The organism is Shewanella sp. Shew256, from assembly GCF_002196695.1.
Classification (GTDB): Bacteria; Pseudomonadota; Gammaproteobacteria; order Enterobacterales; family Shewanellaceae; genus Shewanella; species Shewanella mangrovisoli.
Window position 1 is genome coordinate 491852 of the sequence record NZ_NAJR01000001.1, and the last position, 26969, is coordinate 518820.

At 49.1% G+C, this 26969-nt stretch carries 19 protein-coding genes; 9 read left to right on the plus strand and 10 right to left on the minus strand.

What is annotated here, in order from left to right:
- Positions 1–38: 38 nt before the first annotated feature.
- Positions 39–1028 (minus strand): lactate dehydrogenase LdhA, encoded by a 990-nt coding sequence (gene ldhA, locus B5P39_RS02110; protein WP_088210283.1) that lies wholly within the window; start codon positions 1026–1028, stop codon positions 39–41.
- A 245-nt stretch (positions 1029–1273) separates the two neighbouring features.
- Complete coding sequence (gene fccA, locus B5P39_RS02115; RefSeq protein WP_088210284.1) at positions 1274–3064, minus strand: fumarate reductase flavoprotein subunit FccA; 1791 nt, start codon at positions 3062–3064, stop codon at positions 1274–1276.
- A 504-nt stretch (positions 3065–3568) separates the two neighbouring features.
- Here fccA and B5P39_RS02120 point away from each other — a divergent pair.
- From B5P39_RS02120 to B5P39_RS02130, 3 genes are all read left to right on the plus strand, one after another.
- The gene (locus tag B5P39_RS02120; RefSeq protein ID WP_011718121.1) at positions 3569–3979 is read left to right on the plus strand and encodes a hypothetical protein; all 411 of its coding nucleotides are present in this window, start codon (positions 3569–3571) and stop codon (positions 3977–3979) included.
- On the plus strand, positions 3976–4500 hold the full coding sequence (locus tag B5P39_RS02125; protein ID WP_088210285.1) for a class I SAM-dependent methyltransferase: 525 nt from the start codon (positions 3976–3978) through the stop codon (positions 4498–4500). The genes B5P39_RS02120 and B5P39_RS02125 overlap by 4 nt, the downstream gene beginning before the upstream one ends.
- A gap of 61 nt (positions 4501–4561) precedes the next feature.
- A complete protein-coding gene (locus B5P39_RS02130; RefSeq protein WP_011621606.1) occupies positions 4562–4852 on the plus strand; it encodes a hypothetical protein in 291 nt (96 codons plus the stop codon).
- A gap of 133 nt (positions 4853–4985) precedes the next feature.
- On the opposite strand, the gene B5P39_RS02135 is transcribed toward B5P39_RS02130, so the two are convergent.
- From B5P39_RS02135 to B5P39_RS02145, 3 genes are all read right to left on the minus strand, one after another.
- Positions 4986–5171, minus strand: coding sequence for a hypothetical protein (locus B5P39_RS02135; RefSeq protein WP_011718119.1), 186 nt, complete (start codon positions 5169–5171; stop codon positions 4986–4988).
- Positions 5172–5269: 98 nt separating this feature from the next.
- Positions 5270–6694, minus strand: coding sequence for a cytochrome C biosynthesis protein (locus B5P39_RS02140; protein WP_088210286.1), 1425 nt, complete (start codon positions 6692–6694; stop codon positions 5270–5272).
- A gap of 226 nt (positions 6695–6920) precedes the next feature.
- A complete protein-coding gene (locus B5P39_RS02145; protein ID WP_011627089.1) occupies positions 6921–7346 on the minus strand; it encodes an organic hydroperoxide resistance protein in 426 nt (141 codons plus the stop codon).
- A 129-nt stretch (positions 7347–7475) separates the two neighbouring features.
- Here B5P39_RS02145 and ohrR point away from each other — a divergent pair, with 129 nt between their 5' ends.
- The 3 genes from ohrR (at position 7476) to rlmC (ending at position 10562) form a co-directional block, all read left to right on the plus strand.
- Positions 7476–7973 (plus strand): hydroperoxide resistance transcriptional regulator OhrR, encoded by a 498-nt coding sequence (ohrR, locus tag B5P39_RS02150; RefSeq protein WP_088210287.1) that lies wholly within the window; start codon positions 7476–7478, stop codon positions 7971–7973.
- A gap of 80 nt (positions 7974–8053) precedes the next feature.
- Entirely contained in the window at positions 8054–9229 is a 1176-nt protein-coding gene (locus B5P39_RS02155) for a glycerol-3-phosphate dehydrogenase/oxidase (RefSeq protein WP_088210399.1), read from the plus strand.
- Positions 9230–9407: 178 nt separating this feature from the next.
- Positions 9408–10562, plus strand: a complete 1155-nt coding sequence (gene rlmC / locus B5P39_RS02160) for a 23S rRNA (uracil(747)-C(5))-methyltransferase RlmC (protein ID WP_088210288.1) — start codon at positions 9408–9410, stop codon at positions 10560–10562.
- 14 nt (positions 10563–10576) lie between these two features.
- Here rlmC and B5P39_RS02165 read toward each other — a convergent pair whose 3' ends face one another.
- From B5P39_RS02165 to B5P39_RS02180, 4 genes are read right to left on the minus strand one after another with little or no spacing between them, the layout of a single operon-like run.
- Entirely contained in the window at positions 10577–11806 is a 1230-nt protein-coding gene (locus B5P39_RS02165; protein ID WP_088210289.1) for an ATP-binding protein, read from the minus strand.
- 5 nt (positions 11807–11811) lie between these two features.
- Positions 11812–12534, minus strand: coding sequence for a response regulator transcription factor (locus B5P39_RS02170; protein WP_011718112.1), 723 nt, complete (start codon positions 12532–12534; stop codon positions 11812–11814).
- Positions 12531–12950, minus strand: coding sequence for a DUF3019 domain-containing protein (locus B5P39_RS02175; protein WP_011718111.1), 420 nt, complete (start codon positions 12948–12950; stop codon positions 12531–12533). Before B5P39_RS02175 ends, B5P39_RS02170 begins: the two co-directional genes overlap by 4 nt.
- Complete coding sequence (locus B5P39_RS02180; RefSeq protein ID WP_088210290.1) at positions 12940–13782, minus strand: MipA/OmpV family protein; 843 nt, start codon at positions 13780–13782, stop codon at positions 12940–12942. Before B5P39_RS02180 ends, B5P39_RS02175 begins: the two co-directional genes overlap by 11 nt.
- 293 nt (positions 13783–14075) lie before the next feature.
- Here B5P39_RS02180 and B5P39_RS02185 point away from each other — a divergent pair, with 293 nt between their 5' ends.
- From B5P39_RS02185 to B5P39_RS02195, 3 genes are all read left to right on the plus strand, one after another.
- Entirely contained in the window at positions 14076–19193 is a 5118-nt protein-coding gene (locus B5P39_RS02185) for a S8 family serine peptidase (RefSeq protein WP_088210291.1), read from the plus strand.
- A gap of 184 nt (positions 19194–19377) precedes the next feature.
- Positions 19378–20529 carry a chromate efflux transporter gene (gene chrA / locus B5P39_RS02190; RefSeq protein WP_088210292.1) on the plus strand — a complete coding sequence of 384 codons (1152 nt, stop codon included), beginning with the start codon at positions 19378–19380 and terminating at the stop codon, positions 20527–20529.
- Positions 20530–20664: 135 nt separating this feature from the next.
- Positions 20665–22329: a methyl-accepting chemotaxis protein gene (locus B5P39_RS02195; protein WP_011718105.1), complete on the plus strand. Its 1665-nt coding sequence runs from the start codon at positions 20665–20667 to the stop codon at positions 22327–22329.
- Positions 22330–22441: 112 nt separating this feature from the next.
- On the opposite strand, the gene fdhF is transcribed toward B5P39_RS02195, so the two are convergent.
- Positions 22442–26740: a formate dehydrogenase subunit alpha gene (fdhF, locus tag B5P39_RS02200; protein ID WP_088210293.1), complete on the minus strand. Its 4299-nt coding sequence runs from the start codon at positions 26738–26740 to the stop codon at positions 22442–22444.
- Positions 26741–26969: the final 229 nt, after the last annotated feature.

Genomic DNA, 26969 nt, shown 5'->3' on the forward strand with positions numbered 1-26969 from the left:
TGAAGCCTCACTTTAGCAGTCAGGTATGGTTCTGTCAGTTAAAACAGTTCGTTACCAGAGCGCTCACCCGCGAGCACCGCTTTGACATTGCTCAGGGTTGTGTGGGCAATCGCGCCCAGCGCCTCTTCGGTAAGGAAGGCTTGGTGACCGGTAAAAATCACGTTATGGCAGGCGGATAGGCGACGGAACACATCGTCCTGAATGATCTGGTTCGACTTGTCCTCGAAAAACAGCTCTTTTTCGTTTTCATACACATCAAGCCCTAAGGAGCCAATCTGGCCGAGCTTTAAGGCTTCCATCGCATCGAAGGCATTGAGCAGGCCGCCACGGCTGGTGTTGATCACCATGACGCCGGGTTTCATCTTGGCAAAGCTTTCTTTATTCAGCAGATGGTGGTTATCGGCGGTTAATGGGCAATGCAGGCTGATAATATCGCTGTTGGCATAAATGGTGTCCAGATCCTGATATTCCACATTGAGCGCTTCTACCGCAGGATTTGGGTAGGGGTCAAAGGCTATGACTTTACAGCCAAAACCGAGCAAGACCTTAATCGTGGCGACCCCAATCTTACCTGTGCCAATTACACCAACGGTTTTGCCAAACATGTTAAAACCGACTAAGCCTTCGAGGGAGAAGTTCGCATCACGGGTGCGTTGGTAGGCCTTATGGATTTTGCGGTTTAGGGTCAGCATCAAGGCGACTGTGTGCTCGGCCACGGATTCGGGCGAATAGGCGGGCACGTTGACCACTTGCATGCCTAGGCGTTTGGCGGCGACTAAGTCGACATTGTTAAAACCCGCGCAGCGCATGGCAATGATTTTAGTGCCACCTTTGGCAAGCTCGACTAACACTTCTTCACAGAGGGAATCGTTAACAAAGGCGCACACCACCTCAAAACCTTCGGCAAGCTTAACGGTTTGCATGCAGAGGCGATAATCGAAATACTCAATTTGCGCACCAAATGCGGCATTTGTACGGTTAAAATGCTGCATGTCGTAGTGTTTTGCGCTAAAAAATCCAATTCTCATTTCAATCACCTAAAGGTTACATTGTTACTGGCACTGAGTGTATGTGACTCGGCGACATTTGTCCTCTGGTGATGAATTTACCCCGTAAAAAGAGTGAGCTTTGTCATCAATTGCACAAAAAATCATAAAAAAAGCGAGCCCCTGACGGCTCGCTTGTACCGATAAGCTTGAAGAATCAAGCTGGGCTCCCATGGGTCGTGCTATGTGAGCCTTAGGTTAGTCCCTTAACCTAGAAACGTTTGATACTAGTGGTCTTTCGCGTATTTAGCGGCAGATGCACCCGCGATGCGGCCGTAGGTCACGATATCAGAGATGGCGTTACCACCTAAACGGTTAGCACCGTGAACACCACCAGTCACTTCACCTGCGGCGTATAAACCGCTGATAGGTTTGCCGGTTTTTTCACTCTTCACTTCGGCTTGAGTATCGATAACGATACCACCCATAGTGTGGTGAACCGCTGGTGCGATTTCTAAGGCATAGAAAGGCGCTGTGGCGATTTCACGTGGCAGGTTTGGACGTTCGAATTGAGTGTCTTTGCCTGATTTCACAAAACCGTTGTAAGAAGTAACGGTTTTCGCCAGTTCAGCGGCAGGCACATCGAGTTGTTTCGCTAAATCTTCGATGGTTTTACCTTCTTTAACGATGTTCAAGTGAACATAGCCTTCGATGGCTTTTAAGCTCTTACGGATAGAGTCATCGAATACGAGGTAAGCGCTTTCGCCTTTTTGTTGCAGAATCGCAGCTGACGCTTTATCGCGGGTAGTGATTTCGTTCATAAAGCGGTTACCGTCACGGTTAACCACGATGGCACCGTTACCACGTACCGCTTCGGTGATCATCACACCACCGGCTGGTGAGTAAGTTGGGTGAGCTTGGATGTATTCTAAGTCACGAGTTGCAGCGCCCGCTTGCAGCGCAACGTCTAAGCCGTCACCAGTTGCACCTGGGTGGTTAGTCGCTTTAAAGCCTTTTAACTTAGGATCGTACTTAGCGACGCGATCATTGTTTTTCGCAAAACCACCAGCAGCAATCACGACTGCATCGGCTTTGATCACATAGTAGCCAGTGTATTCACCTTTCACTAAAACACCGGTCACTTTACCGCTTGCATCTTCAAGGATGCGTACAACACGGCTGTTTAAACGAATGTCAGTACCACGTTTAACGGCGTTGTCCCACAGCACTTGTGCAACGTGTGCGCCCACACCCGCACCACCGGTTGGACGGTGACTACGGTTAACGCTTGCGCCACCCATACGGCCCACGTCAGTCATGTCGGCACCCATAGAGGTTAACCAATCGATAGAGTCTGAAGAGTTGTTGGCCAGAACTTTCACTAATTCAGGATCGTTGATGTTACGACCACCTTTCATGGTGTCGTCGATCATGATTTGCTTCTTATCTTCGATACCTAACTTAGCCTGTGGCTTAGTTTCTGCAGCGTTCATACCGCCAGCAGCCAGTTTAGTGTTACCACCTGGGATAGGTTCTTTTTCTAACAGGATCACTTTCGCGCCAGCATCACGGGCTGAAACGGCGGCCGCAAGACCTGCACCACCTGAACCGATAACCACGACGTCAGTGGTTTCTTTTACGCCAGCGGCGATGGCTTTATCTTGAGCCGCTTTGTCTGCATCAACAGGCACAAACTTACGTTCCCACTTGCCGCCAAATGGCATGTCGAAGCCGAAGCTGTGGCAAGCGTCACAGTAAGTAACTGATTTTTCGTGGCCTTTATGGCAGCTGGTACAAGCGATTTCACCAATTAAGTGAGATTTGTGCGGAGAAACTTTATCTTTTGGCGCTGCTGCAGCCAGTTCTTTTAAATCACCGTGGCAGCTAACGCATTGGGCATTTTCATGGGTCAGGTTGTCGTTGGTCACGCCACCTTTGTCTGATACGTGGCAGCTATCGCAACCGCCCATTTCACCGTGAAAATCGGCTAGTACTTCTGGCGCGGCATAGGCTGTGCCTGCCATTGCGCCAGAGATCAGCATGGCTAGTGCTGTTTTTTGAATCTTTCTTGTGAACATAATCGTTCCTCCGCCGTACATTTCATCTACTTAATAAGGGTTATTCATCATGGCGTGATATTTATATTTTACGTAGCTCACGCGCTTTTAGAGTATTCTCCATGAACAAAGTTACCACTATCTAAAGAGGTATATGCGTGCTTAGGTCACATAACGATTGTTACAGTGAAAATTACATAATTGAAATGTGCAATATGGCTGAAAATATTAACGAAATTGAAGTTAATCACTCAGTGAATACGGTATAACTTGCGTGAGTTAACATATTTTGATGGGCTAAATTATCATTGCTGAATTATTGTGGGAAAATAATGCGTTGTACGGGTGATTTATTTTAACGTGCTAATTTATATGTTTATTTTTCGGTTTGATTATTTAGTGTAAATATTCGAATATTTATCCTGTGAGTATTCAGTAAATAATCAAATCTCACCAGTGTTTTTTGAGAAAATATAATATATTTTTTCCAAAATGTTACTTGAGTGGTGCTAAGGGGTTAAATCTATGGCAAGGCAGCAGATGTCTGAAAAACGTTTTTGGGTACAGCGGCTGAGTAAAACAACCCTAAGAGCTTTACATATATTGGGGATTGCTGGAGCGGGCGGCGGAATATTACTTTCCGTTGAGAAATCCCTATGGCTCAATTATTGGTATCTGGCGATGATTACTGGCAGCATATTGATGTTGTGGGAAATTATTCGAGATTGGCGTTGGTTAATTCAGCTCAAGGGGGTGTTAACCCTCGGGAAATTAGGGCTGCTTTGCCTGTTTGTGCCGCTTGCCAACTACAAGCCAGAACTGTTTATCTTAGTGTTATTTTTATCTGTGATAGTATCCCATGGCCCATCGGGGCTGAGGCACTATTCGATAGTGCATCGCAAACAGATAGACACTAAAAAAGAGATAAAGGGATGACACACGCCACACTCAGCACGGCCTCGAGCTTAATTACCCAGTTTTCATGGCCTGAGCTTACAGGGCTTAAGGTATTGGATTTAGCCTGCGGTTCGGGCCGAAATGGTCTGTGGTTTCTCTCCCAAGGTTGTGAAGTGACCTTTATCGACCAGGGTTTGAGTGCCTTAGCCGAGCTGACACACGACAAAGCACATCAATGGCAATGGAATTTAGAAGACGGCAGCGCGCCTCCGTTACCCCAAGAGTCATTTGATATTGTATTAGTCTTTAATTACTTACATCGACCACTATTTCCGCAAATCGCTGCGAGCCTAAAATCCGGTGGACTGATTGTGTATGAGACCTTTACTTGGCAACAGGCGCAAATTGGTCGACCTCGTAACCCTGATTTTTTACTCACAGAGAACGAACTGCAATCCGTATTTGCTAACTGGCAACCTTTGCATTACTTTGAAGGTCGGTTAAGCGATGCTGCGGGTACTGAAAGTGCCAAGGCGCAGCTAATCGCACGAAAACCCTAGACGTCACCCCATCGCGGGGCGACTGACCGTATCAGTATTGAAGAAGTGTAAGAGGCCAAGGATGTTCCCGTATCCAGAGCAGTATCGTGTTGCCACGCCACCTTTAACCACGGCGCTGATGGTGGCTTGGGCGCTGTTGAGTCACAGCCTATTAGCCGATGCCAGCCCTTTTGCCTTGTATCCGTTATTTATGTTGTTTCCCGTGGTGATTGGCCTACATCTGTATTTGATTTGGCTGGCCAAGGGAATGAGTCGGCTTGATCAATGCTTCTATGCCTTAGTGCATATTCCACTCGCGTTTGTGGTGTGGACATTCACCATTATGCATGTCAATGGTAATGCCTTTTCTTAGGGCTGAGTCGGGTAGAGCCTTAGGTTAGCCCGCTTAAATGGCAAAACTTCATTCAAATGCCTTAAACAAAAAAGCGCCCCGATATTCGGGGCGCTTTTTTTATCAATCTCTTGCGGGTGCTATTGCGAGTCGATTAGGCCGTAGTGTTGATATTGTGACCGGTATTTCCCACGGGTTGAGGTGCGGCTGCGTTAATTAAATCAACGGCAATTTGACCTTCCGCCTTTTGCTGCTCTTTGGCTAACTGCGCCACTTTAACGCCAACGGCACCATTTTCTAAGTTAGGCGTGATAGCTTGGGTGTTCAGTGAAATAGACATAACTAACCTCAATTGAAAGCTGAGTCTTTGTATCGGCAGGCTCAGGTTTTACTTTAGTCCTTTATCCCGAGTTTGCCAATCCAAAACCCAGCTAATGCTTATGCCGTTTTATTGGCTTTTGCCGTGAGCAACTTGCGACTGAGTACTATGATGGCGGTCAAGCCCAATGAGCCTAGAATTAATCCCAGTGCCAGCCCAACACTCTGCAACGCCGTGGGATCTAACACTAGCGCGACACCCATACCAAACATCATCACACCGGACATCAGCTTGAGTGCTTGACCTTCTTTTTCGGTTAGTTTGCGTTTACCTAAGGTCGCACTAAACACAATCACAATAATCGCCAGTGGGATCACATAGACAATATTGTATAAAACCAAATACATATAGCGCTCGATATCAGGCAAATTATGCATGGATAGCACGCTGGTATAAATCATCGGGAAGCCCGCAGTACAGAGTAGCTCGTAGGCATTGGCTAAAATGGCCAGCACGGTTGAGCCGACAATCAGCGCGCCTAAGCTGCTGGAGTTCGACAGTTTACCCATGCGTTTGATAAGGCTAGTGCGGTTTTCAGCCGACATCGACAGGGTGACGTCACCCTTAGTGAAGAAGTAATCCTTCACGTTTATCGTGCCTGCGATCAAGGCTAAGATCCCTGCGGCAAGAATGATCATCCCGCCATCGCTGCCCGCGCCTAACAATTGGAAGATGTTTAGCCAGGCCGTCATAAACAGGAAGTAAATAAAGCCAGAGAAGAACACGAAGATGCCGCCGACTAACAGCATGCGGCTGCGGCTCTTAGCGTTAACCATAATCGACAATAAAAACAGCAGCACGAAGAAGGCGCAGGGGTTAAAGGCATCGACACCCGCCAGCACTAAAGTTAGCAAGGGAAGTGACATGGTCTCGGGCGTCACTACACCCACAAGTGGTAACTCAACGGGCTGCACTTCGGCTTGATCGTTACTCGCAAGGCTGGTGGCATCACAGGTGCCTTCGCCAGAGTCGGTTCCACAGGTGCCAAACAGGGGTTCACTATTGGTGGGCGCTGCAGCCGTTGTCCCTGTGGTTGGCATATCCGCTTCGCCCAGCTGGCCGCCTAGGGATAAGTAACAGTTCTTCAAGCGATTCACTAAAAACTCACCGGTCACCGCCTCGCTGGAATAACCGACAATGGCTTTCTCGCAGCTAGCCATATAAGGCACAGAGCGAGCCTCTGTCGTAGTTTGGGAGGCAATATTTTGCCAAATATCCTGCACGCCAGGGGCTGAAACCATATGGGATTCGAGTTCTATCCAAGGATATTTCTGCGGCAGTGAGTCGATAAAGGGATGGGCCTCGGCGCAGTGCGGGCAGGTTTTCGACCAAAAGAAGTAGAGCTTGATCTTCAGCTCACCTTGGGCATTCACATAATGCCAAGTTTGGTCCGGGTTATGGGTTTCTTCGGCCCAGCTTGGTGTGCTCAGCATGGCCAGAGCAAGGGAGCATAGCAGAGCGAATTTGGTTAAGTATTTAGTCATGGCGCCTCCACAATCGTGGGGTTATAGGTATTTAAACGGTTCTCTGACTACTACTCTACTGAATTCAATCCCCTTGATTAAATTGAGCATTAAGAAATGTTAGTTAACTCGCGATTAGCTGTTTTTTGGGAAGTTAGGCAGGTTTATGGGAAGGGCGATTCGCGGCAGATAACTAAAAAGCACCCTGAGGTGCTTTTTAGACGATAGTGACTGTTGTCTTATGGGCTTAGTTTAACGCCGCGCCATTAACACTCAGTTTTACATCGATATTATTGCGTGTGGCGTTGGAGTATGGACACACTTGATGGGCATGACGCACTAAGGCTTCGGCCTCGGCTTGGGGAAGGTCAAGATTCACCTCCAGGGCGACGGTTAAGGCAAAGCCTCCCGCATCATTGGCGCCAATACCTACCACAGCGCTGACTGGTGCTTCAGTAATAGCCACTTTGCCGATTTTGGCTACGTGTAAAACCGCATTAGAGAAACAGGCCGCATAACCCGCTGCAAACAGTTGCTCAGGGTTGGTTGCTAATCCACTTCCGCCCATCGCCTTTGGATAGGCGAGTGCAACATCGAGTAAACCATCATCGGTACTGACTTGGCCTTGGCGACCGGCTCTGGCGGTAGCACGGGTTTCATATAATGTTTTCATATTTCGTTCCTCATAGTGATAAATAGTAATTTAAATTGTGCGCAATTCAATTGTGATAAACTATAATTCGATTTTTACCCTGAATGCAAGTATATTGTGCGCAATATATTTAAGTTTTTTGGTAAGACTATGCCTAATTCAGAGTTAACATCCTTAGATAAAACGTCGGATACGGCGGAAAATACCCAAGCAGACAATGCCTTATGTTTAGAGAATCAGGTGTGTTTCTCTCTTTACAGCGCAGCCAATGCCATGGTGCGCGCCTATCGTCCTATGCTCGATAAGTTGGATTTAACCTATCCCCAATACTTGGTCATGCTAGTGTTGTGGCAGGAGCAGGGGATCAGCGTAAAGACCTTAGGGGATAAATTGTTCCTCGATTCGGGTACGTTGACGCCTCTGTTAAAACGTTTAGAGTCGAAGGGATTGGTGAGCCGTGGACGCAGCGACCAGGATGAAAGGGTTCGGGTATTGTCTCTGACAAGTGCCGGGCAGGCGCTAAAGCTTGAGGCGAGTGAGATCCCGCATCTGATGCGCTGTAAAATCGGTGCTGAGATAGAAGATCTTAAGGCGCTAAAATCCATGTGTGACAAAGCCTTAAAGCAATTGCACGCCAGTATCGAATAGTGTGAGCCCCAATCTGTGATAGCAAGGGAGTGGAACATGGATAAACGCACCATTAAGGCGCTGGGATGGATAAAGCCGATATGAGTTCATACGATATTGCAATTATCGGTGGTGGGATCAGTGGTGTCGGTATCGCCCAATATGCGGCGGCAGCAGGGTATTCGACCCTGCTTATCGAAAAAGGTGAGATTGGCGGCCAAACCTCGGCCAATTCCAGCAAGTTGATCCACGGTGGGTTGCGATATCTTGAAAGCGGGCAAGTGAACTTGGTGCGCAAATCCTTGCAGGAGCGGCGCCATTTGCTCGACTTCGCGCCAAGCTTAGTCAAAGCCGTGCCTTTTTATATTCCCGTCTATCAAGACAGTCAGCGTAACCCTTGGACAATTCGGGCGGGCTTGAGTCTGTACGCGCTACTCAGTGAATTTGATCCGCTTGGCCGCTTTGTATCTATTCCCGCCGTGCATTGGCATCGTTTTAACGGGCTTAAACTCCAAGGTTTGAAGGCCGTGTTCCAGTATTGGGACGCGCAAACCGACGATAAATTGCTGACGCAAGCGGTGGCGCGAAGTGCCGAGGCATTGGGCGCCCATGTGTATGCCGAGGCGGAGTTTTTACAGCTCAATCATCTGGGTGAGCAGATTGACCTAAGCTTTCGCCATCGCGGCGAAGTGCAACAGATTGACGCTAAGCTGGTGATTAATGCCGCCGGTCCTTGGGTGAATGAGGTGATTGCAAAGGTGTCACCGCCACTGGCAGGTGTCGAACTTGATTGGGTGCAGGGCGCGCATTTACTGCTGGATTTACCCGCCCCCGACGGCATCTTATATTTAGAATCTTGCTTCGATAAGCGGGTGATTTTTGTGATGCCTTGGTATGGTCAAATGCTGATTGGCACCACGGAAACTGTACTGACATCTTTAGACTCACCACCCCAAGTAACAGAGTCCGAAATAAATTATCTCTTAGGGATTTATCGGCACTACTTTCCTCTGTCGCAATCCATTGATGAACTCAAAACCAAGATAGTGCAGACCTTTTGCGGTGTGAGGGTATTACCTAAGCAAGCGAGCTCTGCCTTTGAGCGCCCAAGGGATACCCTAATGCAAACCTCAGTTTCTCATCCAAGATTATTGAGTCTCTACGGCGGAAAGCTCACCACTTTTAGAAGCACCTCTGCCGAAGTGCTTGAGTGGGTTGAACAAAAACTCGGAAAACGCACTACCATCGCCGATATAGATAGCCTGAGATTAAGTTAATCTGAGCCGGACTATAGGCCAATGCTGCACTTCAAGGTGATTTTTCGGCGTAAAAACGCTAAAGTGTGGCGCTTTTTGACTGGGGCCTTAATGTGTTTGTTATGCTTCAGTTGTCATCCAAATTTCACTCGCCATCTCAATAGATAAGATAGACGGGCACTGCTGTGGGTACGATGCTGTGAGTACATTAGTACAATGTGGGTATTTTGAACGAGGCCAATGCCAATCCTGTCGCCATATTAAGCTCCCTATGGCGCAGCAACTGGCGGCTAAAACCCAAGAATTGCAGCAATTGTTAGCGCCTTTTGTCGATAAGACCGAACCGCAGTTTTTACCTCCGGTTGTGGGTGACAGCAGCGGTTTTCGTAACAAGGCGAAAATGGTCGCCTTGGGCGCTGCTCACGCCCCCGTGTTGGGGATTGTTAGCCCCAGCGGCGAAGCGGTGAGCCTGTGTGACTGCCTGTTGTATCCTGCTGATATGCAAGCCTTGCTTCACCGTTTAGAGCGCTTTGTACAGCAGGCTGGCATTCCGCCTTACCGTGTCGATAGGGCCAAGGGCGAGCTTAAATTTATCCTACTGACGCGCAGTCAAGTGCGTGGCGAATATATGTTGCGGTTTGTGCTGCGCTCGCGGGATGCCATCGCCCGTATTGAGCGTGAATTGCCAGCGCTGATGGCGGAATATCCGCAGATCAAAGTCGTCTCCGTCAATTTGCAACCTATTCATATGGCTATCTTGGAAGGTGAGGAGGAGATTTTCCTCACCGAAAATACTCGCCTCGAAGAGTGCTTTAACGATGTGCCTTTGTTTATTCGTCCCAAGAGTTTTTTTCAAACCAATCCGCAGGTGGCGGCTAAGCTATATCAAACCGCCCGTGAGTGGGTGGCCGACTTCGCGCCAGCTTCCCTTTGGGACTTATTCTGTGGTGTGGGCGGCTTTGGTTTGCACTGTGCTAGCAAGGAAATTCCGCTAACGGGGATTGAAATTGAGGCCGAGGCTATTGCCTGCGCTAAGATGTCGGCGCAGTTGATGGGATTGGATAAAGTAGAGTTTATGGCGCTCGATTCCACCGACTTTGCCAAGGGCGAGGCGGCGCAAACGAAGCCAGAGTTGATTATTGTCAATCCACCGCGCCGCGGGATTGGTGAGTCTCTGTGCCAATCCTTAAGTGAGTTTGCGCCTAAGGCGATTTTGTATTCCAGCTGCAATCCTAAAACCTTAGCCAAAGATCTCGGCCATATCCGTGGCTATCGGTTAACTAAGGTGCAGTTATTCGATCTTTTTCCTCACTCGGATCACTTCGAAGTGTTAGCGCTATTAGTGAAAGACTAAACCTCAGCACTCAATTACTCGGCGTCAGTTTCGGCTTTAGGCGTTAAGGCATCGTCCCAGCTAATGCTGATTTCGGCGCCGCCTAAGGCCTGTGAGCGGCTTAACTCCAGTGTGCCATAATGCCAAGTGGCAATTTTCTTGACGATATACAAGCCTAAACCATAGCCACTGGTATCGCTCTGCTGGCTATCCCGCTCGAAGGCGGCCACCAGTTTTTTGCCTTTACCCTCAAATCCTGGACCATCATCCTCGACACTGATCCGATTTATGCCACCTTGCTGATGGAAGTGGACATGGATGTCATGTTGGGCGAAACGCATAGCATTTTGGACAAGGTTTTGAATCGCAATCGTCATCGCAATCGGGTCGAAGTGGGCCTGCTGCGCCTCATAGTGAAACACAATATTAAACTTAGGCTGGTAGATAGCATATTTGTGGGCCAATTTTTCCATAAATAATTCAATGGATTGTGATTCTTGGCTGAGGGTTTCTTCCTTATGCTCTAGGCGAGCAAAAGACAGATAATTCGCTGCAAGTTGTTCAATATCATCGATATCTTCATTTAAGCGGTTAGCGTAATTTGCATCGATTTGTGGCCGAATAATTTCCAGTGCAAAGCGCATTCGCGCAAGAGGCGTGCGTACCTCGTGGGAGATGGTGCGGGACAGCTCCTTGTGCATCTGGATAAAGTCGACGATTTGGTGGCTGACACTGTTAAAAGCCTTAGCAAGCGGGAAAATTGCCGAGTGTTTATGGATATCCTGAGGTCGTTTACGCGGGGCTTGGCCAAATTCGATAGCGGCCTGCTGCAAATGGTTAAGATCCCGAAATACTGGCCAAATCCACCAGAGGGCAACCAAGCAGAGTGATGAATATAACCCCAATAAAATCAAACTGGTATTGCGCTCCTTTGGCACAGGTGTTTGCACTGGGCCTAGCACTAAGATATGGCTGCTATCCTTATCGAGGCGATAATAATAGAGCTCATTACTGCTATGGCGCAGGGCGATTGTCGCCCCCTGTTGCAGTGAGGATTGCAAATTTTCTGGCAGCGAGAGAGAGGCAACGGGAATGCGTTTTATCTTAGGTAGTTGCTCATCATAATTTTGCAGTAGGTCGTCGACATCGATTTGGTAGTTGTATTCGTCGTGGGCGAAATGCTCGGCGAGCTGACCAAAGCTCCAGATCACGATTCCGCAGGACAGCAGTAAAAAGATAAACAAGCGGTAGAACTGAAATTTCATTTGGATTAGGTCCGACCTTGGGTTGGCAAGTAATTGAATAAATAACCTTTCCCATGAATAGTCGTTATGGCCAGTCCCGGTACATTCAGCTCATCTAAACGTTTACGTAGGCGGCTGATTTTTAAGTCGATAGCTCTGTCTAAACCATCATATTCGCGGCCCACGAGTTGTTCGAATAAAAACTCCCGCGACAGCACTTTGCCGGCGTGCAGGGCGAAAATCCACAGCAGTGAAAACTCCTTAGTGGTAAAAGATAAGGCTTCATCACCCAGATTCACTTGTTGTAGGTTGGGGTCTAAAAATAGGTCGTGTAACTTAAGTTTACTGCGGCTACTGCTGGATTGCTGTTTGCGCAGGTTAGCCTTAATCCGCGCCAGTAGTAAAGGCGGTACTACGGGTTTGAGCAAGTAATCGCAGGCGCCAAGATTTAATCCTCGAATTTGGTCGGCATGATTATCGAGCGCCGTCAGGAAGATAATCGGGCAGGGATAACTCGCCGCTAACTGCGGGTAAATACTAAAGCCATCTTGCCCTGGCAGCATGACATCACAAATGATCAGGTCAAACTCATCGGTATCCCGGCGGATCAGCGCGTCTTCGGCATTATCTAAATGGATAAGCTTGTAACCTTCTTGGGTTAAATAAGTGCAGACCAGTTCGGCAAGGGGTTGGTCGTCTTCAATTAACAGGATTTGCGATAAGGGTTCAGGCATTGGCGCGCTTGTCATAATAAGTTCCAGTTCAGTCCACGACGTCTTCTGGGGTTGGCGGGTTCAAACTTAGCGACTTTGACTAATGCGGTGGTCACTAAGCTATTGTTTTTGGGATCCCTGAGTTCGAACAAGGTATCTTTCGCTAAGGTCAGTTGTATTTGGTATTTAAAATCGAGCCTATCTTGAAAGCAGGCGATAGCAACGGTTTCTGTCGTGAGCCATACACAGAGTGATTGCGGAATATCCGATTGATATTCAATCAGTAAGTCTAAGTGGCAGTCGGGCTTTTCTAGTGTCACTGCACAGGTATTTGGTGTGATCCTCAATTCGTCGGCGAGGCAAGATAGGCTGACGAAACAAGCGATCATTAAGCTGCAATAGGTGCAGTAGGTGAGCCACAGCGAATTGGAATGGTATGCCTTAGAAGTCATAGCTAATTCCAACAAATCCAGAAACATAGCCAGCTTTATCTATCAATACGCTGTCAGTGATTTCTTGTCCTAACCAAGTATATTCGAGTATAGCCACAAAATTAACGCTGTCGAAAATGGGCACATTGACCACGCTTCGGGCATGGTAATTGATGGCGGCTGAGGGTTGATATTTGGTTCGCAGCGGGCCTTCTTCCTCTTTAGTGAGCTGATAGTAGTAGCCGACGAGGTTTTCACTCTTGCGAATTGCCCCAATCTCAAAGCCGAGCGCCCCCCATGAAAACGCCTGACTGCGTTTGAGTCTAAGCTGGATCTCGTTACCTTGGTGAACGCCGGTAATATCGTGGAAGTAACCTAGGCTAATATCGAGATAGGGCGTCACCCAAGTGGCATTGAGTCCACCTAGGTAGGAAAGATTGCGTTCGATTTCCTCGAATTTGACGACTTTAGGATTGATGGGCTGCTTCACTGGGGTATAACCTAAAATATCACTCAGTAATAGTTTATTCAGTCCATCGAATTCGTAGAAAAAACCGTCCTCATTAAAACGCGTCTGTAGGTCGACAATAAAGCTTTCTGACTCGTACAGGCTATAACCTAAGGTGAAGTTTTCGACATAAAAGTTCTCACCGTAGTAATACCAAGTGGGCAGTATCCAAGTGTTGATATTTTCAACTTTTGCCCTTGGGTTTTCGAGTGCGCCATAACCTGCGGCAAGGGAAATCTGCCAGTCTCCGGCGGAAACTGTTTCAATTTCTTTAGCTTGCAGTGTGGTGCACCAACTCAGTAGTAGTACGAGCGGTAAGCATTGTTTTCTGACGTTAACTGTCACTTCTTAGATAATCCCCAATGTTGTTTAAATGCATTGCTAAACCGCATTAAGACGAGCCTCAGCCTATCATTTTGTTCACAGAATTTAAGCATAATTATTCATGGTGCTACAAAATGCTACATCTTTGCCGGTAAGTCTTTGTGTAATAAATGTGTTTTTACCGTGTTAACAAATTGTACAAAATGCTACGTAAAAGTGTTGCTGTTTTCTCCAGCTTGAATGCTTAGATGGTTGGCCGCTAGGCAGCTTGTCCGTGATAAACGGCTTGCGATAACAATAATGGAGAAAGCAAAGTGAAGCTTAAAATACTAACTTGTACTATTGCTGCCGCCCTTTATGGTGCTGGTGCTATGCAGGCTGCTGCTAGCATAGGCGATGTACATCAACTTAAAGGTTTGCAGTTAACACCAGAACAAATTGCAAAGTTAAATGCCCCCCAAGCCGAGGTAGATGATTCGGTACAAGGGGTTGGGCTCAACCTTCAAATTACCCCTCAAGCTAACAAATTCGAATATGAGGAAGGTTTGACCGGTGAGCAGATCTACATCGTTCGCTTAAACCAAAAACCACTGGCACAAGTGAGTACGGAACTGTTTGCTAGCAGCAACGCCAGCAAAACCGTTGCGAAATCGTCAAGCCAAAAATTATTCGTTGCCGGACAACCTGCAAGTAGTGCGGTAAAGAACTACCGTAGCCGCTTACTCGATAGCCAAAGACAAGTGATTGCCGATATTCAATCGACCGTCGGTGCGCGCCAAGTTCGTCAACAATTTACCAATGCGGTGAACGGTTTCTCGATGGCGATGACGCAGGAAGAGGCGCAGCGTGTGTCTCAGTTAGCCAATGTGTCATCGGTGCGTCGCTCGAAAAACTATGAGCTATTCTCGGATGCGGGCCCTGAGCTTATCCAAGCCGATAAGATTTGGTCGGGTGAAGCGACTGAAGCCGTGCCTTACAAAGGCGAGGGGATTATTGTTGGTATCGTCGATACCGGGATTAACTCAGATCACCGCTCATTTGCCGCTGTCGGTGACGATGGTTATAAGCACAGCAACCCTTGGGGCGCCGGTAACTACGTAGGTGACTGTACCAAGAGCGGTTTTGAGACCATGTGTAACGACAAGTTAATTGGCGTTCGCTCTTATCCTGTGATTACCGATAATTTTACCAGCGGTGTTTATGGTGCGACTCGCCCTGCAGTAGGTGAAGACTATCAAGGCCACGGCTCACACGTTGCCTCTACCGCAGCGGGTAACGTGCTGCTGGATGTGGATTATGTTAGCCCAGAAGGTGGCAAAGCCGTTTCCGATGGCGCTGTAATTAAATCGAATCTGTTCCCACGCATGAGTGGTGTTGCTCCCCATGCGAACATCGTCGCTTACCAAGTGTGTCATCCGGATAACCAGCTGAATGCAGGTTGTCCAGGTGAGGCGCTGATTGCCGGTATTGAAGATGCGATTAACGATGGCGTTGATGTCATCAACTTCTCCATCGGTGGCCAAGATTCAAACCCTTGGGTAGATGATGTGGAATTAGCCTTCTTATCTGCTCGCGAAGCCGGTATTTCTGTCGCAGTGGCGGCGGGTAACTCAGGCCAACCAGCGGGTTATAAAGAATATTTTGGTCTGATTGACCACGCATCACCTTGGTTAATGAACGTAGCGGCCAGCACCCACGCTCGCGAAGTTGAAATCACGACTAAGCTGATTGACCCTATGGGCGGCAGCGAAACGCCAAAATGGAGCGAAATTGTCGGCGGCGCGATCAACGCGGCACCAGTCACGGGTATGGTGGTTAACGCTAAAACCTTTGGTGATGAATACTGTGCTAAACCTTTCCCTGCCGGTACCTTTGACCTGAAAGATGGCGACGGTAATCCAACCGACGTGATTGTGGTTTGTAAGCGTAACAGCTTATCAGACACCGCTGGTATTGCGCGTTCCGTGAAGGCGGACAACATCAAAGCGGGCGGCGCCGATGGCATGATCATGTATAACTATGCGAACGGTGATGCGCTGGTGCCAACGGCTTCTTACTCAGTTCCGAGTATTCATATTACTAAGGAAGAGTGGGACGGTCGTTATGATAACGGCATGGCAGGTTATGGCTTAAGTGATTGGCTGGCAAAAGGTAACTACCACATGCTGACCATTTCTGGCACGACCATCGAACGCACTATCGACCCAGAGCGTGCTGATTGGTTAGCGGCATTCTCCTCTCGTGGCCCAAGCCCATCGACGCCAGAAGCGTTGATCCCTGCGGTTGCGGCGCCTGGTGTGAACATCTATGCGGCCTTTGCCGATGAGCATCCATTTAGTGGTTCACCTGCATCGGGTGACTTTGCCTTCTTAAGCGGGACTTCAATGGCATCGCCACACGTGGCGGGTTCGATGGCCTTGTTACGCCAAGCTCAGCCAAGTTGGAGTGCAACTGAAATCCAATCGGCATTGGCGATGACGGCTGAAAACAAAGTGCAATACTATCGCTTGGATGACAAGAATGGTGATGTGGCTTTAGCCTCAACTTACCGTGCGGGTACTGGCCGCATCAACGTGGCCAATGCGGTGAATGCGGGCTTTGTGATGGATGAAACCGTAGAGCGCTTTAAAGCGGCGGATCCACACAATGGTGGCGCGGTTCATAAGCTGAACATCCCACAATTAGTGAACTTCGAATGTAAGCCTAAGTGTCAATGGATCCGTACCATTAAAGCGACCAAAGACGGTACTTGGAGTGTCACTAACGGTGATGTGATCAACTGGAGCGTGGATTCACGTTCACAGTTAGTCCAAAACGGTGTGTCTATTAAAGTGTCACCAAGCGAGTTTACCTTAGCCGCGGGTGAGACCATGGATATCGTGGTTGAAGCATCAATCATGGATACTCAAGATTGGTTCAGTAACGCCGAAGTTGAACTGCATTCAAACCTGATCTTCACCGAAGCGAGCGGCAAAGCCTCTGAGGCGCACTGGCCTGTGGTCTTTAAATACGACAAAAACGGCATGCCAGGACGCTTAAGCGCAGTGGCTCACCGTAATGATGCCAATACTGTGATCAAAGGTATCGATTTACCTGAGGGCGACAACATCCATGGCCGTATTTTCAGTCCAGTAAAAGCGGATGTGAAAACCGTGGTGCTGCCAAAGGATGACGATGGTAACTTCCCTTGGGCAAGTAATACCGATTTAACGATCCCGATGGATCTGCGTATTGACGAAGCCACCCATGTGGAAATGATTGATGTACCAGCCAATGCTCGCCGTTTAATCGTTGAATCCTTCGGTACGACTCAGTCAGATCTCAGCGCGACTTTAGATAAAGGAAACCTCATTGTTTATGTCGGTAAGGACTATAACGGTAACGGTAAGGCCGATCCTTTCGAAGAGTTGCTTTGCGTGTCTAACCACATCCAATACAACAACTTCTGTAACATAAACCAACCAGAAGAAGGTCAGTATTGGGCGTTGTTCTACAACCCAAGAAAAGGCTCAGCGGCGAACAACTATCACAATGCGCTGGAAGAAACCTTCCAATATGCAACGACAGTTGTAATGGACCAAGTTGCCAGCGATATGAGTGTTGAAGTACCTGCGAGCAATGGTCGCGACCCTGTTGATATTAAAGTCAATTGGGATATGCCAGAGATGAAAGAAGGTGACGTGTATTACTCGTTACTGGACTTCGGAACCTCAGAGGTGAACGCGGGGAACATTGGTAAAGTCGCCTTTAAACTCGAGCGCGGCATCGATGATGTGCACTTAGACGCCACCCAAACGGCGGCGGTAGCGGGTGACCAGATTCCATTTACCTTCGAGGTACAACCTAACGATACCGGTGTTGACCGTGCATTTAGCATAGTTGCGAACATTCCGGCTGGATTAAGCCTGCGCCCTGAAGATGTACTGACTTCTTCGAGTGCCATCGTTAAGGATGTGAAACTGGAAAATGGCAAGCTGACTATCAGTGGTATTCAACCCGATACCCGCGATCTTGAGCCACGTTACAACGTCACCACTAACATTGATGACGCTATGTGCCGCACGCCAAACTTTGGTAACAAGAAGCCGGGCGGTTATGTGAACTTAGAAGAGTTTGCTATCTACCCAATCTTCAGTGGTTTTGCGCCTGTTGAGTATGGTTCTAATGGTAAAGCGTTGAGCGGTAAGGATAATAACATCCTATATCGCAACGGTATTACCTTACCGATTAGCACTGTGTTTGGTGGTACTTATGATCGTTTCCACCTGTATAACAACCAAGACCAAATCAACATCTATAAACAAAACTCACTGGATATTCGTGGCCACGGTATTGTGTCCTTATTCCAAGGGCAGCCATTCTTCTATCCGTACCATGACATCTTCCCGTACAACAGCTTCCCATACGCTGCTATCGGTATGTTGTGGCGTGGATTTGGCCTAGGTGCCGGTGCGACTCAAGATATTCTGAGTGCGCCATTGGTTAATACATCAGCTGAACGTGCGGGTATCTCTATCGCGAGTACTCAAACCGGTTGGGGTATCTTGGAATACGATAATGCTCGTTCTTACAAGCCATTAGGATACGATGCAAACCGTGTTTACCAATGGGAAGAGAAGGACGATAGATTCGACTTCGAGCTTATCTTCAACGTGAACACCCGCTTCGGTGACGGTGAATACGAAATGATGATGGCCTACGACAATATCAACTTTGGTTCACAAGATGGTCGTGGTTCTATCGGTCTGCAAGGCTTCCAAGGCGGTCTGTATGCCTATGGCCCACTGCAGAAATACCTCGGTGAGCAATACGCCTTCGATAACCTGAAGGACAAAGTCAGCAATGGTCTCGTGATTTGTTACGACTACGTTGGCCCAGAGTCATCACAATTTGAAGTGACGGCTTGGACGACAGTTAAAAACACCGCTGCTGGCCAAGTGCTGACGGTTGATGCGGTTAGCCAAGTCGATGGTATGGCTGATATCAATATGAGCCACAGTGTAACTGTGCCATCTAATATCAGCATTGGTGCGATTGCCGACCAAACTATCGCGGAAAACACGAGCTTAGAAGGTCTGAAGGTTGTGTTTGCCGATGAGCAAAACAGCGTGAACAAGATCACCGTAACGGGTGAGCACATCAGCGCTGTGGTAAATGGCAACACTTCAGGTTCAAGCATCACTATTACACCAGAAGCTAACTTCCACGGCGACGTAGAAGTCACAGTGACTGTGAGTGATGTGGAAAACCCAGCCGATGCAGCGAGCACTAGCTTTATGCTGACCGTTGAATCCGATGGTGTTGAACCGACTGCGCCTGTAACACCGACTACACCAGAAACACCGTCTGAAGAAAGCAGCGGTGGTGCTTTAGGTGGTTTATCTATGCTACTGGCTCTCGGGGCATTGATCAGAAGAAGAAAAACTCACTAATCATGGGTTTAACTTCCTAGTCAATTGATATTTATCCTGAATTTAGGATGCCGGCAAATGGATTTTGCCGGCTTTTTTGTTTCTATGGCTTAGCGCTCTTTCGCTGTAACAGTATTTCCTTTTCATCAAATTGTCTTTTTAATGGCATAATCTCGCTTACTTTATGCATTGAAAGGCAAAGCATATGCTGCAGATATTCTTACGTTTTTTAACCCTTGGGCTGATGAGTTTTGGCGGACCTGCGGCGCATATCGGCTATTTTCGACAAACCTTTGTCAACGAACTCGGTTGGCTTGATGATAAACGTTATGCCAGCTTAGTGGCTTTAAGCCAATTTATGCCGGGACCCGGTTCGAGTCAGGTCGGTTTTGCCATTGGTTACCATAGGGGTGGACTGCTCGGCGCCATAGCCGCCTTTGCCGGATTTACCTTGCCTTCTTTTGTATTGATGTATCTGCTGGCCGTAACCACCGCCGCTTGGGTAGGTAACGATTATATGCAGGGCATAGTCCATGGCTTAAAGCTGTTGGCTGTGGTCGTGGTTGCGGATGCTGTGCTGGCGATGTTCAGCCAGTTTTGCCAGCGCAAAACCGCGCGCTTATTGATGCTTGGCAGCGCCGCGAGCATACTGATTTTCCCGTTCTTATGGACCCAAATTGCGCTGTTAATCCTTGCCGCGATCTTAGGCTTATCATTCTTGAGTGCAACCGAGAGTGAGTCTCAAAAACCTGACCCCATTCGTTTGAACTACTTGAGCTTAGGCATATTTATCGCCTTGTTTGTGGGGAGCTTTTTTGCTTTAGAGCTTGGTGTTGAAGCTGGGATCTTCGGTGAGTTTTATCGCGCTGGCAGCTTAGTCTTCGGTGGCGGCCATGTGGTGCTGCCGTTACTTGAGACTGCGGTCGGCGATTCTCTGAGTAGCGATCGCTTCCTCACTGGCTATGCCTTTGCTCAAGCCGTGCCTGGGCCTATGTTCACCTTTGCGACCTTCCTTGGCGCCGAGATGATGCTTGAGAATCCCTTTGTCGGCGCGGCTATCGCAACTCTAGCTATCTTCTTACCGGGATTTTTATTGATGCTGGTGGGCTTAAAGAGTTGGCATGCAATTGCCGCCAGACCCAAGATTGCCGGCATGCTTGCCGGTGTCAATGCCTGTGTGGTGGGATTACTCGCGGCGGCGCTATACCAACCCGTGTTTACCCAAGGGGTGTTATCTGGTGTAGATATGGCCATCGTCTTGCTCGGTTTTGGTGCGTTAAAGCTCTTCAAACCGCAGATGCTGCTATTGGTTTTAGGCTTTAGCCTGTGTGGTATCGGATTGATATTACTTGGTTAAGCGAATGACCTTCTAAAGCTGGCGCCTGAAATTAATACGATATTTGTTAAGTTAAACGCAAAGATGTTGCACTGTTTTGGCTATACTTCAAAAATATAAAAAAATATAAGCTCGATCACCTTGGAGTAAGCAAGCATGTCGAATTTAAGCCTGCGTAATAAACTACTGCTGTTGTCTTTGTTCCCCCTAATCTTGACCTTATTAGTGCTGATGACCGTTTCCTACTACGTCGAGCAGGAATCTCTCGCGGAAGAAGTGGTGACCTTTAGAACGAAATTGGTGGGCGAACGTAAGCAACAAATCAAAGAAGCGACCGAAATTGCTGCAGGGATCGTGCAATATCAACTGTCATTGAAAGACCAAGGCAATGTGAACCAAGCTCTGCGTGATATTCGTTTTGGCAGCGCGGGTTATTTCTTTATTTATGATTCCCAAGGCAAAAACATTTTCCACGCCTTAATGCCTAATCTCGAAGGGCAAAACAAAATCGATATGACCGACCCTCGCGGTACTAAGATCATCGTCGGTTTGCTGGATGCGGCCAAACGCGGCGACGGTAACTTTTCCTATTACTATCAAAAGCCTAATACTAACGAGCAAATCGAGAAGATTAGCTATGTGATGATGGTTCCAGGTACTGACTGGATGCTAGGTACAGGGGCTTATATCGACGATATCGAAGCCGTAGTCGAGGATTACCGCCAAACCGTGACCGAACAAATGGCCGATAAGTCCTTCATGATCCTATTAATTGCCTTAGTGCTGACGGGGATCACGGCCTTTATCATCATGGTCGCCGCCCATCGTATGGTGGTGCCGATTAAGAATATGGCGGACAGTTTGAATGATATTGCTAAGGGTGAAGGTGACTTAACTAAACGCTTAAGCGTGAAGGGCGAGGATGAAATTGCTCAGTTAGGTCAAGCCTTTAACTTATTCGTCGATAAGCTGCAAACCATTATCGGCGATGTGGCCAATGCAACGGCTAAGGTGAAATCCGCCGCCAATGCGATTCACGACCAAACCAAAGTGATGTCGAGCCAGCTGCTGAGCCATAACAACGAGACAGACCAAGTGGTGACGGCCATTACCGAGATGTCGTCCACCGCGAGTGAAGTGGCACAAAATACCACCCAAGTGGCCGAGGCGACTCAAGCCGCTACAGGGGATGTGGCCAATGCCCAGCGCTGCGTCGATGCCTCGCTCGAAGAGATTGCCGGACTCATGTCGCAAATCAACAATGCTGCGGGCAGTATTAAATCCTTAAGCGAGCAATCGCAAAAGATTAACAGTGTGTTGTCTGTGATTGGCGGCATTGCCGAGCAAACTAACCTGCTGGCCCTTAACGCGGCGATTGAAGCGGCCCGCGCCGGTGAACAGGGCCGTGGTTTTGCCGTGGTGGCCGATGAAGTGCGTAATCTTGCCAGCCGTACTCAGGCGAGTACCTTAGAAATCAACGAAATGCTCTCTGAGCTACATAAGTTAGTCTCGGTCGCAGTTAAAACCATGGACGAGAGCCAGCAGAGCTGCGTGCGTTCGGTGGATTCTTCCCGCGCTATTTCCGAGAGCTTAGGCTCTGTGACATCGGCGGTGACCGCGATTAATGATATGAGTACTCAAATTGCGACGGCGGCGACCGAGCAAAGCTCTGTGACCGAAGAAATCAACCGTAACGTTTATGCCATCCAAGAGATCGTTAACGAGCTACTGCATTCCAGTGAAGATGCGGCCAAGGTGAGTCAAACCGTGTCTCAGGAAGGGATTAACCTCGGTAAATTGGTGGGGCAGTTTAAGATTTAACTCATCTAATTAAACAAGTTAATTAAATTCGCGAATAAAAACGGGAGACAATGTCTCCCGTTTTTTATATCCAGCGATGGGTCTATCCCTTGCGGGGCTAGCTGCGTAAGTCTTAAGCTGGTTCACTCACGCTTGCAGCTACCTTTTCAGCCCTGACCGCACAGACCTTATATTCGGGAATATAAGCCACAGGATCTAAGGCATTGATAGTGAGCTTATTCGCCGCCGCTTCCACAAAATGGAACGGCAGGAACAGTACACCTGCTTGGGCGCGTTTAGTCACAAAGGCATCGATTTCAATCTCTCCGCGGCGGGTAGTGAGGCGAAGTTTATCGCCATTGTTTATCCCCAGTTGCTCCGCATCATAAACCGAAATCATCACCTTAGGCGCGCCGAGTAAATCCAGCCCTGGTGTCTTACGGGTGAGTGTGCCCGTGTGGAACTGCTCCAACAGCCGCCCCGTTGACAGCGTTAGCGGATACTCGTTGCAGGGCATCTCGGTGGGAAGGCGATAACTGACAGGCGTAAATAAGCCTAAGCCTCGAGTGAATTGGCTCTGATGCATAATCGGCGTTCCGGGATGGGTTTCATCCGGACAGGGCCATTGAATCCCTTGGGAGATTTGACCTTCGGCATCGGCACTTAATCTGTCCCAGCGAATGCCACGATACTGCGGAGTAAGCTCGTTGATTTCGCGCCAGATGGCCTCTTCGTTGGCATAGTTCCAGTTAGCGCCCATGGCATTAGCGACGGCTTGTACTATCTGCCAATCGGGTAAGGCTTCGCCCGGTGTGGCGAGTGCCTGCTCGAGCCGCTGCACTCGACGTTCGGTATTGGTAAAGTGACCGCGTTTTTCCACGAATGCGGCGGCGGGCAAGACCACATGGGCAAGCTCGGCCGTTTCGGTTAAAAAGATATCCTGAACCACCAGAAACTCGATTTGGCTCAATGCATTAAGCACATGGGCTTGGTCGGGGTCGCTGAGCACGGGATTCTCACCCATCACATACAAGGCTTTAATTTTGCTCTTGGCAATATCGTGCATCATATGGGTTGCAGTGACGCCAATTTCCCCCGATAACGGCGTTTGCCAATGGTTTTCGAAACGCATTCTGGCATGAAGATCCGTGACCTTTTGGTAACCGGTAAAATAGTTGGGTAGGGCGCCCATATCGCAGGCACCTTGGACATTGCTCTGGCCGCGAAGTGGGTTAATGCCCGCGCCTGACACACCAATATTGCCGCAAAGTAACTGTAAATTAGAGATGGCGGTGACATTATCGTGCCCCGTCGTATGCTGAGTGATGCCCATGGCGTAGTAAACCGCGGTCTTTTCGGCCGTGCCTATGGTACGCGCGAGGCGGGCAATGTCTTCGGCTTTTACGCCCGTGATAAGCGCTGCGTTTTCGAGGGAATAATCGTCCTTGGCTAACTCTGCATAGAGGGCCTCAATGCCTTCGGTGCGCTGGGCGATATAGGCTTTATCCTGCCAATCGTGGCGAATAATTTCCGCCATAATGGCGTTGAGTAGCATCACATCCGTGCCCGGCCTATGGGCGACATACAGCTCGGCCTTTTCGGCAATGCCAACCCGCTTCGGATCGGCGACCAGTAAACGCGCGCCGTGCTGCATCACCGCCTGCTGGATTTTTGAGGCGATAATCGGATGGGCGCAGGTGGTATCCGAACCTAAAATAAAGATGACGTCCGAGTCCTTAATGCTCGGAATATCATTAGTCATGGCGCCGCTACCAATACTCTGTTGCAAGCCTGTTACCGTCGATGAATGGCAGAGGCGGGCGCAGTGATCGATATTGTTGGTGCCAAGAACGCTGCGGACAAACTTTTGCAGCACAAAGTTATCTTCGTTGGTGGCCTTGGCCGAGGCGAGACTGGCGAGGGCATTGCTGCCATCTTTTTGTTTTATCTCGGTTAAGCGTTTTGCCACATAGGCGATGGCTTCGGGCCAGCTACTCGGTTGTAGCTCGCCGTTTTTACGGATCAGTGGCGTAGTGAGGCGTTTGTCGCTGTGAATAAAATCGAAGCCAAAACGTCCCTTAACGCACAGCATGCCTTGGTTAACGACCGAGTCCTTATTGCCTTCGATATGGCGAATGCGATTGGCGTTGGGGTCGATTTTAAGATCTAGACGACAGCCCACGCCGCAGTAAGTACAAATCGTCGAGGCGGTTTTTAACTCTGTGCTATCGCCTTGGCGTTTATCTCGGGCATCGACCAGTGCACCCGTCGGACAAACCTGTACACAGTTACCACATTGCACGCAGTGGCTATCGGCCATGCTTGCACTAAAGCCGACTCTGGGGGCTCTTCGTTCTTCAGTAGAACTGATGCTCTGTGGCAGTGCTTGGTAGGAGTCATTCGCAAATTGAATCGCGCAGTGGCCACTCTGCTGCTGACACACATCGACGCACTTACCGCAGCTAATACAGCGGTTGGCATCGAATTGAATAAAGGGCGCACTCTTATCCACACTGAAATGCCGTGCATTTTCAGTGGCTAAGCTTTTGGCCTCGACACCGTAATCCGTGGCGTAATCCCTCAGCTTACAGTCGGTATTGGCCTGACAGGCGCACTCGAGACAACGTGCCGCCTCTTGCATGGCTGCATCGGCGGGAAAACCTAGCTCAACTTCACTGTAATTCAGCAGCCGTTGCAGCGCCGTGAGTTCGGGCATCTTCAGGCGGGGCTGACGCGGCGTATGGGGATAAAGCGTTGACCCTGCTTTTGAGCTTGTTTCGGTTTGCTTAAGGGTACTTGGAATGAGGGCGCTGGGAATGGTTTTGACCGAGTTAAACTCATGGGCATGTAAATCGCAGCTAAGGCCTATTTTTAGCATCTTATCAATAGCGATTGCCGCTTTGCGGCCATCGCCAATCGCGGCTACGGCGGTCGCGGGGCCACGGCGGGCATCGCCCATCACAAACAGTTTTTCGACTCCCGATGACATGGTTTGCTCACAACCAATTAGCGTGTTCCAGCGGCTCAGCGCCAGTTCACCCTGGCTGAGTTGCCCCATAGGATCCTGCATAAAACTCAGATCCGGCGCTTGGGAGACGGCGGCGATAACGGTATCGAAGGCCTCGGTAAAGGTTTCTCCTGTGTCTACTGGCGCGCGTCTGCCCGAGGTATCGGCTTCACCGAGCGCCATTTTGCTGAAGGTGACAGCTTCTACCTGTCCATTGGCATCGCCATGATTTTCAATGGGATTGGTTAAAAAATGAAATTTTACGCCTTCGACTTCGGCCTCGTGTACTTCGTAGGCTTCGGCGGGCATTTCGGCGCGGGTACGGCGGTAGATTAAGGTGACATCGCAACCTTCACGCACCGCGGTGCGGGCGCAGTCGATGGCGGTGTTGCCGCCGCCAATCACGGCGACTTTTTTTCCCAACTTCAATTGTTTGTCGAGGCAATGGTCCTTAAGAAAATCCACCCCAAGGTAACAGCCCGCAAGCGCTGAGCCTTTGTAGTTCATCGGTACCGCTTTTTGGGCGCCGATGGCGAGGCACACAGCGTCGAAATCGGCGACCAGCTGGGCTAAGTGAATTTCATGGCCGAGGCGAGTATCGGTATGAATGGTTAACCCATTACGGCACAGCAGCTCGATTTCTTTATCGAGAATCGCCTTAGGTAAACGGTATTCGGGGATCCCGTAGCGCAGCCAGCCACCCGCCTTGGGCATGGCTTCAAATATCTCAACATTATGCCCTTGGTTTGACAGGTAATAACCCGCGCTTAAGCCCGCTGGGCCCGCGCCAATAATGGCAATTTTCTTACCTGTGTCTGCAAGGCGTGGTGGTTGATAACTGCCACCTTGTTCATCGTCGGCCAAGTCTAAATCGGCGGCGTGGCGCTTAAGTTGACGAATGGCAATGGGGTCATCGACGAGGCCGCGGCGGCATTCGCTCTCGCAAAACGCGGGGCAGACTCGGCCAATCGACAGCGGTAGCGGCAGGGTGTCTTTAATGACTTTAATGGCTTGGGTATGGTCGCCTTGGGCAATGTGGTACAGGTAACTTTGCACATCAACGCCCGCGGGGCAAGCCTGTTGGCAGGGCGCCTCACAATCGGCAAAGTGGTCACTTAAAATTGTGCTCAATGCAGCTTGGCGCTGTTTGGTCAAATATGCCGATTGGGTGATGACCTTCATGCCCTGTTCGGCGGGCGTTTCACAGGCTTTAACACAGCGCAGGCTGGCATCGATGTTTTCAATTTGCACTAGGCAGAGGTTGCAGTCCTGTTTATCGGCGTTAGGAGCTGTGCCCAATTGCCGTGTCGCATCCGTTGGATCGCACAGGCTCGGAATGGCTATGCCCGCCTTACGGGCCGCCTGTAATAGGTTATCGTTCGGCTCGGCCGTGACGCTGTGATTGTCGATTTTAAGTTCTATCATCCCAAGGCCTTTTATATTTGTAGGGTGCTTGCTGCATTGGCGTAAAGCGGCAGGCTTAAGGTGGGTTTGAGTATAACTAGAGCGCTTTAGAAGACGCTTATGGGCGGGGGAAGTTTGACGCTAAATTGCCGTTGTCATCACAAACCCGTATCAGACTGTGCGCTGATGAGGGTTTGCTGGTGGAAAGTTGTGATTTGCTTGGTGTTTTATATTTGATTTATCTGTATCT